12 protein-coding genes are annotated in these 11932 nt (G+C 53.9%); 2 read left to right on the forward strand and 10 right to left on the reverse strand.

All coding sequences use genetic code 11. From position 1 onward, the window contains the following. Window position 1: 1 nt before the first annotated feature. Window positions 2-550, reverse strand: a complete 549-nt coding sequence (locus tag KIF87_RS03240; protein ID WP_213327883.1) for a Csu type fimbrial protein — start codon at window positions 548-550, stop codon at window positions 2-4. A 12-nt stretch (window positions 551-562) separates the two neighbouring features. Continuing rightward, window positions 563-1135 carry a Csu type fimbrial protein gene (locus tag KIF87_RS03245; protein WP_121424229.1) on the reverse strand — a complete coding sequence of 191 codons (573 nt, stop codon included), beginning with the start codon at window positions 1133-1135 and terminating at the stop codon, window positions 563-565. A gap of 429 nt (window positions 1136-1564) precedes the next feature. Between KIF87_RS03245 and KIF87_RS03250 the strand changes: the two genes are divergently transcribed. Further along, a complete protein-coding gene (locus KIF87_RS03250; RefSeq protein ID WP_023312261.1) occupies window positions 1565-2824 on the forward strand; it encodes a dicarboxylate/amino acid:cation symporter in 1260 nt (419 codons plus the stop codon). A gap of 105 nt (window positions 2825-2929) precedes the next feature. On the opposite strand, the gene cheW is transcribed toward KIF87_RS03250, so the two are convergent. The 6 genes from cheW to flhD all read right to left on the reverse strand — a co-directional run bounded on the left by cheW (window position 2930) and on the right by flhD (window position 8362). After that, window positions 2930-3433, reverse strand: a complete 504-nt coding sequence (gene cheW / locus KIF87_RS03255) for a chemotaxis protein CheW (RefSeq protein WP_008500420.1) — start codon at window positions 3431-3433, stop codon at window positions 2930-2932. 19 nt (window positions 3434-3452) lie between these two features. Next, window positions 3453-5489: a chemotaxis protein CheA gene (gene cheA / locus KIF87_RS03260; protein WP_213327884.1), complete on the reverse strand. Its 2037-nt coding sequence runs from the start codon at window positions 5487-5489 to the stop codon at window positions 3453-3455. A gap of 4 nt (window positions 5490-5493) precedes the next feature. Further along, a complete protein-coding gene (gene motB / locus KIF87_RS03265) occupies window positions 5494-6423 on the reverse strand; it encodes a flagellar motor protein MotB (RefSeq protein WP_029741333.1) in 930 nt (309 codons plus the stop codon). Beyond that, on the reverse strand, window positions 6420-7307 hold the full coding sequence (gene motA, locus KIF87_RS03270; RefSeq protein WP_008500417.1) for a flagellar motor stator protein MotA: 888 nt from the start codon (window positions 7305-7307) through the stop codon (window positions 6420-6422). The genes motB and motA overlap by 4 nt, the downstream gene beginning before the upstream one ends. Before the next feature lie 123 nt (window positions 7308-7430). Continuing rightward, window positions 7431-8009, reverse strand: a complete 579-nt coding sequence (flhC, locus tag KIF87_RS03275) for a flagellar transcriptional regulator FlhC (RefSeq protein WP_013096051.1) — start codon at window positions 8007-8009, stop codon at window positions 7431-7433. A 2-nt stretch (window positions 8010-8011) separates the two neighbouring features. Continuing rightward, entirely contained in the window at window positions 8012-8362 is a 351-nt protein-coding gene (gene flhD, locus KIF87_RS03280) for a flagellar transcriptional regulator FlhD (protein ID WP_023336137.1), read from the reverse strand. A gap of 794 nt (window positions 8363-9156) precedes the next feature. On the opposite strand from flhD, the gene uspC reads away from it, so the two are divergent. Continuing rightward, window positions 9157-9585, forward strand: coding sequence for a universal stress protein UspC (gene uspC / locus KIF87_RS03285; protein ID WP_159514446.1), 429 nt, complete (start codon window positions 9157-9159; stop codon window positions 9583-9585). A 15-nt stretch (window positions 9586-9600) separates the two neighbouring features. On the opposite strand, the gene otsA is transcribed toward uspC, so the two are convergent. Then, window positions 9601-11025 (reverse strand): alpha,alpha-trehalose-phosphate synthase, encoded by a 1425-nt coding sequence (otsA, locus tag KIF87_RS03290; RefSeq protein WP_121424238.1) that lies wholly within the window; start codon window positions 11023-11025, stop codon window positions 9601-9603. Then, a complete protein-coding gene (gene otsB / locus KIF87_RS03295; protein WP_213327885.1) occupies window positions 11000-11803 on the reverse strand; it encodes a trehalose-phosphatase in 804 nt (267 codons plus the stop codon). Before otsB ends, otsA begins: the two co-directional genes overlap by 26 nt. Window positions 11804-11932 lie beyond the last annotated feature (129 nt).

The following is an 11932-nucleotide window of genomic DNA, read 5'->3' on the forward strand; positions in this document are numbered from 1 at the left end:
ATTACCATGACAAGGTCACGGTGAGCTGATCGGAATAGGTTCCCGCCGGGCTAAAGCCGGTCAGTAGCGCCACGCCAAAAAGCGGCAGCGCGATGTTATTGCTGTTGGTATAGGTCACCGGTATCGCCTGGTTAACGCCAATTTCGCTGTTCGCAGCCAGCGAGCTGCTGCTGTAGAGCCGGTACGGCACCAGTTCTGCTCCACCGGACCGCTTCATCCGACGAACGGATGAATAATTTTGACCGCCATTAATGCTCATGCTCAGCGCCACGCCCGGCGTACAGGCGATAGACAACGCCCCGTTTGGCACAAAGCTGGTGCTGACCGGCGCGCTTTCGACGCCGTTATGGCTGCCAAAATCCAGCGTACCGAGAAGCCCTCCGCTACCGGTGGCCACCGCGCATCCCGGTACAATCGTCGCGCTGACCTTAAAGGACTGTGAAGTCACCGCGTCCGCCGTGGGCATCATGAGCAATCCGACGATCAGCGCGAAAAAAGGCTGCACGCGTCCCTCTGCGCGTTTGCGCAGACCTGTAAGAGTTGCCTTCATGGCGGTTCGGGACTAGTAGGTGACGCTGACGTTAATCGTGTCGGTGTAGGTTCCCGGGACGACCGTCACGCTGTTACCACCGCCGGTAATTCGCCCGTAGAGGGTGTAACTATCCACGCCTCCGGTCGTAGAGGCGATCGGCAACGCGGCGTTATTGGCAATCACGGTGTTAAACCCGCTGTCGCTGTACAGGCTGTAAGCCACGCCCTGTGCCGCGTTGGCCGTATTAACCAGATAGCGTTCAGGCGTACCCGGCGAACCGACAACGGAGCCGGGCGCGGTAGAGTGGGTATTACCGGTGATCGCGACCGTATAGCTTGCGGTCGTACATTGAATGGTGAAGGTGTTTCCGCCGCTGGCGCCGCTCAGCTGCGTCGTAAGCGTGGAAAAGGTTGCCGGATGGGTACCGAAATCGAGCGTACCGAAGTTAATGCCGCTTTGCGCGGGCGATCCGTTTATCAGACAGCCGTTTGTCAGCGTCAGCGTCGCCCCAATGGTGCCGCTGCTGGTGACGGCCAGCGCCTGATGGGCCGTTGTTGCAGTCAGTAAGGTGCCTGCGCAGATCAAAAGAAGTTTTCTTTTCATTTACCACCCTCCAGAAGACGTCTCCGTTCCCTTGCCACATTTTATTTTTGTCGTTCAAGATGTTAGCCCCGCTTAAGGTTCCTCTGAGGGGGTTATTGTGAATTTAGTTTACGGATATCGCTTCGACCACCCGCCCCTCCACGCATAAGCCATATGTCTTATTGACTTAATTTTCATATTAATAACAGAGGGTTAAATTCATTTAATCCGCTATTTTATTTTTTCCAGAGAGAATATATCCACCAAAATGTGATGCAGATCACAATATATCGTCGGAGCAATAACAACAAAATTAATAAAACTTAAAAAGGAGTTGTATCCCCCTACGCTTTGCGTCAATTTATGTGCCGAATAATTTCCCGCATCGTAATAAAAAATTTATATGTATCGATGCGGGCTACATCTGAAGCGCATAGAGGGTCTTTTTTCGTGGCAAGTGCAAACAAACTCACACTCTTCATCGTGATATTCATGCTGGCGGGTATTCTTTCAGGGGCAGCAATTCATGAATATGCATCTGCGGATGCCATCACAGCCTGGTCGGATAATATTACCCTTCTGACCGATATTTTCCTCCGTCTGATCAAAATGGTCATTGCACCCTTGGTCTTCAGCACGCTCACCGTCGGCATTATGAAGCTGGGTGAAACCTCCACCATTGGCCGCGTTGGCGGCAAAGCGATGGTGTGGTTTATCAGCTCATCCGTGCTCTCTATTCTGGTCGGCCTGTTTATCGTCACGCTGGAGCATCCGGGAAGCGGTCTGAACCTGACGGTTCCAACCGAAGCGGTGGATACCGGTCTGGCCGTTGGCGGCATGACGCTGAAAGCGTTCCTTTCGCACACCATTCCGACCAGCATCGCAGGGGCGATGTCGAACAATGAGATCCTGCAGATTGTGGTGTTCTCGATGTTCTTCGGCATCGGCGGCGCGTCGCTGGGCCAGAAATTCAACGCGCCGCTGGTGGCCGCGCTGGATGTGGTTTCCCATATCATGCTGAAGGTAACGGGTTACGTGATGTACGTTGCTCCGCTGGCTATTTTTGCGGCGATCTCCTCCGTCATTGCCACGCAGGGTCTGGGCATTCTGCTTAATTACGCCTCCTTTATTGGCGGCTACTATGTTGCCATCCTTCTCACCTGCATGGTGCTGCTGGCCGTGGGCTATATGGTGCTGAAAAAAGAGGTGTTTCGCCTGGTCAGCATGCTGAAAGATCCGGTCCTGGTGGCGTTTACCACCAGCAGCTCTGAAGCCGCCTATCCCAAAACGCTGGAGCAGCTGGAGCGTTTTGGCTGCTCGCGCAACATCGCCTCTTTCGTTCTGCCGATCGGCTACTCCTTCAACCTGGTGGGTTCGATGGTGTACTGCTCTTTCGCCTCAATGTTTATCGCTCAGGCATACAACATTCACCTGAGCTTCTCGGAAGTGACGGTGCTGATGCTGACCCTGATGCTGGCCTCAAAAGGGATTGCGGGCGTACCGCGTTCATCCCTGGTGGTGCTGGCAGCGACGATCCCAAGCTTTAACATTCCGGTGGCGGGTATTCTGCTGCTGATGGGGATCGACCACTTCCTGGATATGGGCCGTTCCGCAATTAACGTTCTGGGGAATGGTATTGCGACCGCGATGCTGTCGCAGAATGAAGGCGCGCGGGAAGCTGAAGCTGAGCTGGTCAAGCAGGAAGCGTAACGGTATGAAAAAGGGTGAGGCCTGATGCCCTCACCCCAGCCCTCTCCCACAGGGAGAGGGAGCAAACACAAAAAACGGCAACCTGGGTTGCCGTTTTGCTTTTACCTACGCTACATGACTCGCGGCGATATCCAGCAGCGCCATCTCATCGCTGTTCAACAGCTTCTCAATGTTCACCAGAATCAGCATACGCTCGCCGAGCGCGCCCAGACCGGTCAGGTATTCGGTCGAGAGCGTGACCGCAAACTCCGGCGCCGGACGAATTTGGTCAGAGGTCAGAGAAAGCACATCAGATACGCCGTCCACCACGATGCCGACCACGCGCTGCCCCAGGTTGAGGACGATCACCACGGTGTTGTCGTTGTAGTCAACGTCGCCCTGGCTGAACTTCACGCGCAGGTCCACGATTGGCACAATAACGCCACGCAGGTTGGTGACACCTTTAATAAAAGCAGGCGTGTTAGCGATGCGGGTAACCTGGTCGTAACCACGGATTTCCTGCACTTTCAGGATATCGATGCCGTACTCCTCATCGCCTAAAGTGAATACCAGGAATTCCTGCCCTGATGGCTCGCCCGCCAGCTTCGTTACATTACTCATACCGGTCATGTTATTACCTTCTACTTAATCAGGCGGCTGTGTACGCCACACGTTGTTCACGATTTAATCCCTGAAGCGCCGAGACATCGACGATCAGCGCCACGCTACCATCACCCAGAATGGTGGCGGCAGAAATACCCGGCACTTTGCGGTAGTTGCTTTCGAGGTTCTTCACCACCACCTGGTGCTGACCAATCAGCTGATCGACCAGCAGCGCGTAGCGGCGGCCCGCGCTTTGCAGGATCACAACGATACCCTGCGTGGCCTCTGTCTTCGCCCCGTCCACTTCGAATACTTTCCACAGTTCCACCAGCGGCAGGTACTCACCGCGCACTTCGAGGACGCGCTCGCCGCCCGCCAGCGGATGCAGATCTTCTTCACGCGGCTGCAGGGATTCCATCACGGCGTTCAGCGGCAGGATAAAGACTTCGTCCGCCACTTTGACGGACATGCCGTCGAGGATCGCCAGCGTCAGCGGCAGCAGAATGCGAATGGTGGTGCCGGAACCCTGTTTAGACTGGATCTCAACGTGGCCGCCCATCTCCTGGATGTTACGTTTCACCACGTCCATGCCTACGCCGCGCCCGGACACGTCGGTCACCTGCTCTGCGGTAGAGAAGCCCGGCGCGAAGATCAGCATGCCCACTTCTTCGTCGGTCATGTTTTCATTGACCGCCATCCCCTGCGAAATCGCTTTTGCCAGGATGCGCTCGCGGTTAAGACCGGCGCCGTCGTCGGTCACTTCGATGCAGATGTTCCCGCCCTGATGTTCCGCAGACAGGATCAGGTTCCCAACCGGAGATTTTCCGGCGGCAATGCGGTTTTCCGGCAGTTCGATACCGTGGTCGAGACTGTTACGCACCAGGTGCGTTAACGGGTCGATGATGCGCTCGATCAGGCTCTTATCCAGTTCGGTTGAGCTGCCCATCAGGGTCAGTTCAATCTGTTTATTCAGCTTGCTGGCAAGGTCGCGCACCAGACGCGGGAAGCGGCTGAAGACATATTCCATCGGCATCATACGGATGGACATCACCGACTCCTGCAGGTCGCGGGCGTTACGCTGCAGCTGCCCCATGCTGGTAATCAGATCGCCGTGCGTGACCGGGTCCAGTTCGTTAGAACGTTGTGCCAGCATCGACTGGGTGATCACCAGTTCGCCAACCAGGTTAATCAGCTGGTCAACCTTCTCAACCGCAACGCGGATGCTGGTTGATTCGCTGGAGCGTGCGGCAGGTTTTTCACCACGGCCAGTCGCAGCGGCCTCTTTTGGCACCGCCTTCAGCGCCGGGGCCGCAGGCGTCACAGCCGGTGCGGCGGCCTGAGCGACAACGACCACCTCTTCCACTGCCGCAGGAGCGTCAACCGCAGCCTCTTCGGTTTCGAAAGCGATCTGGTCAGCTTCAATCACAAAGCACAGCACCGCGACGATATCGTCCTGGCCAATACCGTCATCAAGCGTCGCGGCAAGGCTGTCTTTGCCTTTTACCACGTTGCTTAATTTCGCCAGATTACCCAGCTCTTCTTCCAGCAGGTTAACTTCATTCTCTTTCAGGCGTGACAGCACAACGCGCAGTTTGCCCGCCTGTGCGTCGGCTGAGGCAGACTCCTGACCGGCAACCGCATCAACAACGCTCAGCTTTGCGGCCGGAACAACCGCGGCGGCAACCTCACCTTTTGCTTCCAGCGCGAGCTGGCGCAGCGCATTGCAGATGTATTCAAAGCTGGCGGCATCAGGCTCTGCCGAACTTTTATAGGCGTCGAGCTGTTCCTGCATAATATCTTTGGTTTCCAAAAACAGGTTGATAATGTCGGTATTGAGCTGCATCTCACCGCGTCGTGCTTCATCAAGCAGGTTTTCCATTAAATGGGTCGTTTCCTGCAGGATGGTAAATCCAAACGTTCCGGCTCCGCCTTTAATAGAGTGCGCCGCACGGAAGATGGCATTGAGCTGCTCGGAGTCCGGTGCTTCGGGCACCAAATCGAGCAAGTGTTGCTCCATATCGGCCAACAATTCGTCGGCTTCATCAAAGAATGTCTGGTAAAAATCGCTAATATCCATGCTCACGCTATCACCTCGGATTGGCTGGTGGCGATGTTGGAACGGCAGCCGAAGGAACGGCCCCAGGCTGTTTTAAATCGTCCAGTGACTCATTCTGACTTTCGGCGTTTTCATGCAGGATGGCCTGCTCCGCCTGCTGGTTCAGCACTAAAAGACTGATACGACGGTTGATGGCATCATCCGGCCCGCGGTCGGAAACGCGCATGGTTGCGGCCATGCCGACTACGCGCAGTACCTTGCCATCATCAAGCCCACCTACCACCAGCTCGCGACGCGAGGCGTTGGCACGATCGGCAGAAAGCTCCCAGTTGCTGTATCCCTTCTCCCCACTGGCGTACGGGAAATCATCCGTGTGTCCTGACAGGCTGATTCGGTTAGGAATGCCGTTCAGCACCGGTGCAATACCGCGCAGAATGTCGCGCATGTACGGTTCGACTTCCGCACTCCCGGTTTTAAACATTGGGCGGTTCTGGCTGTCGATAATCTGAATACGCAGCCCTTCCTGCACCAGGTCGATCTTCAGATGCGGGCGCAGCGCGCGAAGCTTCGGATCTGCCTCAATCAGCTGATCGAGATCGCCACGCAGTTTCTTCAGACGCGCCTGCTCCATCTTTCTTTTCAGCTCGTCGATGTTCGGCTCTTTTTTCACCTCACCCTTCTGCTGGGTATAATCATCGCCGCCGCCCGGGATCGGGCTTTCGCTGTTAGAGATACGCGGCCCACCGGCCACCGCCGTTGCCAGCGGCGTTCGGAAATATTCGGCAATCTGGATCAGTTCTTTGGGGCTGGAGATGGAGATCAGCCACATCACCAGAAAGAACGCCATCATTGCAGTCATAAAGTCGGCGTACGCAATTTTCCACGAGCCGTGTGCGCCATGCCCGCCGCCCTTGTGCTTGCGTTTTTTTACGATGACGATCGGATGGGACTGGTTTTTCATGCGTCCTCAGTTGTCGTCTGTTGGTTTGGGTTTTTCACCGCACGCACGTGTTCTTCAAGCTCGATAAACGACGGACGCTCGCTGGAGTAAAGCGTTTTACGGCCAAACTCAACCGCGATCGGTGGCGCGTAACCGTTGAGGTTAGAGAGCAGCGTGATCTTCACGCACTGCATCATTTTGGTGGTTTCCGCGCTCTTCTGGCGCAGAACGCTTGCCAGCGGAGAGATGAAGCCGTACGCCAGCAAAATACCGAGGAAAGTCCCCACCATCGCGTGGGCAATCAGCGCACCGAGCTCGGCTGCCGGACGGTCTGCCGAGGCCAGGGCGTGAACCACCCCCATTACCGCCGCAACGATACCGAATGCCGGAAGCGAGTCGCCGACCAGCGCCAGGCTGTTGGCCGGCACTTCAGATTCGCTTTCGTGGGTTTCGATCTCTTCGTCCATCAGCGCTTCGATTTCGAAGGTATTCATGTTGCCGCTGATGATGAGTCGCAGATAGTCGACGATGAAATCCAGCATCATGGCGTCAGCAAGAATTCGCGGATAGCTGGCAAAAATTTCGCTCTCTTTCGGGTTTTCAATATCCCGTTCAAGCGAGAACATGCCCTGCTGACGCGACTTCGCCATCAGGCGATAGAGCAGTGCCAGCAGATCCATATACATACTTTTGGTGTATTTCGAGCGACGGAACAGCAACGGAATCGCTTTCAGCGTGCCCTTGATCGATTTACCGTTGTTGCCAACGATAAAAGCCCCTACCCCTGCACCGCCGATGATAATAAGTTCAGCCGGTTGATAGAGTGCTCCAAGGTGCCCGCCGGTCATCATGTAACCGCCGAAAACTGTACCGAGAACTACCAGGTAACCTAATAAGATAAGCACGACATCATCCTTCCGCTAGTGACTATGGCAAGGACGTCCAGCTCGCAGCGTTTACCGTTTGCGGGGTAAAAAAAAGCAGCGGTAATTGCTTACCGCTGCTGGAATCTTTCCCACACGTTCGGGTTAAACAGCTTGTTCGATCTGTTCATCCAGCAGTTGTGGAATAATATCGGCAGCATCCCGGGAAAGTTTACGTCTTTTTACTGCGCGGGATGGAGGCTGACATAAACTACAGGCGAAGCTGCCTGCAGGCTGATGAGCATGGGTAATAAAATTGCCGTCGCAGCAGTTGCAGCGCGACAGTTCAAGCATTCCGCTCTCAACAAAACGCACCAGCGTCCATGCGCGGGTCAGCGCCAGCAGAGGGCCTTCTTCCTGCTGTGGGCATTGTTCAAGGTAAAGTTTGTACGCTTTGATCACGGCGTCAACGCCGCTACACAAACCGGTTTTGAGAAGATACTGCCAGGCATTACAGAACATGGAAGCGTGAATATTCTGCTCCCACGTCATAAACCAGTCGGTAGAAAACGGCAGCATGCCTTTCGGCGGGGGACTACCACGTAACTCTTTGTACAGTTTGATGAGACGGCCACGGCTCAACTGAGTCTCGCTTTCCAGCATTTGTAAACGAGCACCCAGTGTAATCAGCTCCATGGCCAACTGTATGTCACGCGCTTCCTGAACAATGCTTTTCTCGCTCATTGCTAGGCCCTTTTCTTACGGGCTGCGTCATCAGGCTGGCTGATTTCGTTAAGCAAGCGAGTGGAAAGAAGAATACCGGTATGGATCTGTTGAAGATCGTCCACACGGGAATCCTGCGTCAGACGCGTTATTGTCTGCGAATCATCGAAACGGAACTGGCAAACCAGTTGATTCGTTTCAGCCAGTTTAACCATCTGCGGGAGGGTTAATCCGCCCAGCATGGTTGCCATCTCTTCGTTAATACCCAGACGAAACATCGCGGACGCCTTGTCCTGACTAATCAAACGCTGCGCGAGCAGTAAATACGACAAATTGATGTCATAGATATGTTTTAGCAACTCGGATGTATGCATTGTTCCCATCCCGAATAACCAACTATTATTTTTATGCGGAAAGACCGCACCCCGTGATGTCGCCGGGAAATCACCCGGTATAAAAAAGAAAAGGCTAAATGCATAGTTGAATTTAGGTTTGTATTCACTGAAACCGTAAGAGAGAAACCGCGAATGCGTCTCTTACAAGATTTATCATTTCTTACAAATAACTAAGATTTTTCCTAATTCGACGCAAACTCTACTCGTCAGTTTTGCCACATACAATCCAGCCACCCTCAAATTTAAAAAAAATGTGATCCACGTCACACAATTTAAGTGAATATGACCCATAAATCCATCAGTATGACTTGTAATTTGTTCGTTTTTTAACCAATCAGTACTGTTTTGTATTCTTAATCGACGAATACTCATGCAGACGTGTGATTAGAACTGGCATGCATCGTGCTTTTGCCGCCGCAAGCGCCGTGCGGAAACATTTACAACAAACCCCTCTCCGGGAAACATTTTTCTTACCGTGAAAAAACATATAGTTATGCAGGTAGCACAAAAAAGATGTTTCAGGACGTGATCATTCGAAATGAGTTTGTAACGCGTCAAAACGATTTAACAGTGAAAGCGTGAATTTGTGTGATTTACGTTAAGTTGTTAATTTTTTTCATTTAGGCGCATTTTTCAGTTATTCTTCTTATAAGAATAATTAATGAATAATTATGATAAGCTTCACACTAATGTCGTAATCAGCTCTTGCAGAACCAGGGAAATCGCGGTAAAGGTGATCATACGCTGTCTTTCAGACACCTAAGGAGTGCGCCATGAGTTACTCCCATCTTCTTGTTTCTGTTGCAGTTTCCCCCGAAAGTCATCAGCTCGTCGCCCGGGCAGTTTCCATTGCCAGACCCCACAATGCCCGCATCAGCCTCATCACGCTCGCCGCGGAGCCAGAGATGTATAATCAGCTGGCCGCGCCCATGCTGGAGGATATTCGAGAGGTCCTTCAGGAAGAAACGCAGCAATTTCTGCGCGAATTGGTGGAAAAGGCACAATATCCGGTTTATGAGACAATTATTGCGACCGGGGAGCTTAACGCTCATATTCTCGACATGTGTCGTAAACAGGATATTGATTTAGTGATTTGCGGGAATCATAACCACAGCTTTATATCGCGGGCAGCCTGCGCGGCGAAATCCATTGTCGCGTCGAGCCAGGTCGATGTGCTGTTAGTACCGCTTGGGGGGAATTAACCCCCCAGCGGAAAATCAGGCGAGTTTAGGGAAGGTCGCGATCTTTTTTTGCAGATCGCCTTCATGACTTTGCGGGGCGATGTCCCGGAGATCCTGAATAAAACGTGCCTGCCAGTGGTTAATGTCGTTCTTACGGATTGTCTCCATCATGTCAGCATGGCGGGAAAGACGTTCCGTGAGCGGCATTGTCAGGGCGCGATTCAGCGCGTTCGCCACGTCATCCCTGTCATAAGGGTTCACGATAAGCGCCGACGTGAGCTCATTTGCGGCGCCGGCAAACTGGGAGAGCACCAGAACCCCCGGGTCGGCAGGATCCTGGGCCGCCACATACTCTTTCGCGACGAGGTTCATCCCGTCGCGCAGCGGCGTGACCAGGCCAACGTCCGCATAGCGGAAGACCTTCATCAGGATCTTACGGTCAAAGTGCTGGTTCAGGTAAAAGAGCGGCGTCCAGCCCAGCTGCCCGTAGCGGCCATTAATGCGCCCTGCTTCCGTCTCCAGCTGGTGGCGAATATCCTGATAGGCCTGAACCTCACCGCGCGACGTCGGCGCGATCTGGGTATAGCGGATTTTACCGTGATGCTGCGGATATTTATCCAGCAGCGTTTCATACGCCAGGAAGCGTTCCGGCAGCCCTTTGGAATAATCAAGACGCTCTACCGAGAAGATATTTTTCACGTGCTTAAGTTCATTCTTAAGCTGCGCCAGCTTAGGCGGCAGCGGGCCGGAAGCCTGCTCCGCGATTTCGTCAGGTTCAATCCCTATTGGATACACTTCGGTATGGAAGGTTTTCCCCCACGCCGTATGGGTTTTCCCGCCTTTGGTCACCAGCCGCGCTTTACCTGACACGGAGTCAAGGAACGCGAGGCGGTCATTTTCGGTCTGGAAGCCCAGCAAATCGTAATCACACAGCGCCTCCAGCAATTCTTCATGCGGCGGCAGCGCGGTAAAAATTTCCGGCGTCGGGAACGGGATGTGCAGGAAGAAGCCAATGCGATTATTTACCCCTCTTTTTCTCAGCTCGCGCGCGAAGGGCAACAGGTGATAATCGTGGATCCATAAAATATCGTCTTCTTCTATTAATGGCAGCAGTTTATCCGCCAGCAGCGCATTCACGCGCGAGTAGCCTTCGAAGGATTCACGCTGGAATTTGACCAGGTCAAGACGATAGTGAAACGCGGGCCACAGGACGGCATTCGAGAACTGCGAGTAATACTCGTCGTAGTCTTTCTCTTTCAATGCAAATGAAGCCCACGTAATGTTTCCGCGCGTCACCTTTTTGAGCGGTTTCTCTTCTTCACTAATTTCCCCACTCCAGCCAAACCACAGCCCGCCAGCGGCTTTTAAGGCACCTAACACCCCTACCGCCAGGCCACCCGCACTGGCTTTTTTATCGTCAGGCGGTGCGATTCGGTTAGAGACGACGACTAAGCGACCCATAATGGTTTCCCCCTTTGCTTTGCGCTATTTGTTGTTGTTGCTGGTTAGCGATGTCAGATATCCACTGCCAGACGCTGGCGACATCCGCCAGTCGCCATTCGGCAACGGTGTCACCAGGCCCCACCTTGACGGCGATCCCTCCGGCCTGATTCACCACGCGAAACCCAGCCTCGTCGGTCAGGTCATCGCCAAAAAATACGGGTGTACGTCCCTTAAATGGCGGTTCCGCCATAAACGCCGCAATAGCAGCACCTTTATTAATCCCTTCCGGTTTTATCTCAACGACGCACTTCCCCGGCTGCAGCGCGAGCTGCGGGTGTGCATCGGCCACGCTGCGGGCAATCGCAAAGATTGCCGCCTCGTGATGCGGTGCCTGCCGATAGTGCAAGGCGAAAGCCATGCCCTTCGCTTCCAGTTCAGTGCCCGGAAGCGACGCCAGCGCCGAGGAGAGTTGAGCGTGTAACGCCTGAATTAAGGTCTCAGGAAGTGATACAACGTGCAGTTGATCATGGATATCGCGGCGCTCCGCTCCGTGTACACCGGCTAGCGGAAAGTGGTAAGGACTGGCGAGCACGTCCAGCTCGGCCATTGAGCGCCCTGAAATCAATGCCAATGCGCCCTCGTTCAGTCTGGAGAGCTGCTGCAAATTCTCTAGCACCGTATCCGGTACGACCACGTCGTCAGGATGCGGCTGGATCCCGGCGAGCGTGCCGTCGAGATCAAAAAAGAAAGCATATTTTCCGGGCAGTACAGGCGGTGCGGTTAACATGTCAGCCACCCTAATCCTCCTTACGGTTTACGAGAGGTAAACACCTTTACCTCTTTCATAGCCATGTAAGTATAGACAGTGTGACGGGGCTCGCCATTTGACAACCGCCCCGCCAGCAAAACTGGCGGGGCGGTTCAG

The sequence above is a fragment of the Enterobacter sp. 120016 genome, assembly GCF_018383635.1.
GTDB classification, from domain to species: domain Bacteria; phylum Pseudomonadota; class Gammaproteobacteria; order Enterobacterales; family Enterobacteriaceae; genus Enterobacter; species Enterobacter asburiae_D.

What these genes read in the sequence shown, in the direction of transcription:
- KIF87_RS03240 (WP_213327883.1), bottom strand. Translation starts at nt 550, where the DNA reads ATGAAGGCAACTCTTACAGGTCTGCGCAAACGCGCAGAGGGACGCGTG.
- KIF87_RS03245 (WP_121424229.1), bottom strand. Translation starts at nt 1,135, where the DNA reads ATGAAAAGAAAACTTCTTTTGATCTGCGCAGGCACCTTACTGACTGCA.
- cheW (WP_008500420.1), bottom strand. Translation starts at nt 3,433, where the DNA reads ATGACCGGTATGAGTAATGTAACGAAGCTGGCGGGCGAGCCATCAGGG.
- motB (WP_029741333.1), bottom strand. Translation starts at nt 6,423, where the DNA reads ATGAAAAACCAGTCCCATCCGATCGTCATCGTAAAAAAACGCAAGCAC.
- flhC (WP_013096051.1), bottom strand. Translation starts at nt 8,009, where the DNA reads ATGAGCGAGAAAAGCATTGTTCAGGAAGCGCGTGACATACAGTTGGCC.
- flhD (WP_023336137.1), bottom strand. Translation starts at nt 8,362, where the DNA reads ATGCATACATCCGAGTTGCTAAAACATATCTATGACATCAATTTGTCG.
- uspC (WP_159514446.1), top strand. Translation starts at nt 9,157, where the DNA reads ATGAGTTACTCCCATCTTCTTGTTTCTGTTGCAGTTTCCCCCGAAAGT.
- otsA (WP_121424238.1), bottom strand. Translation starts at nt 11,025, where the DNA reads ATGGGTCGCTTAGTCGTCGTCTCTAACCGAATCGCACCGCCTGACGAT.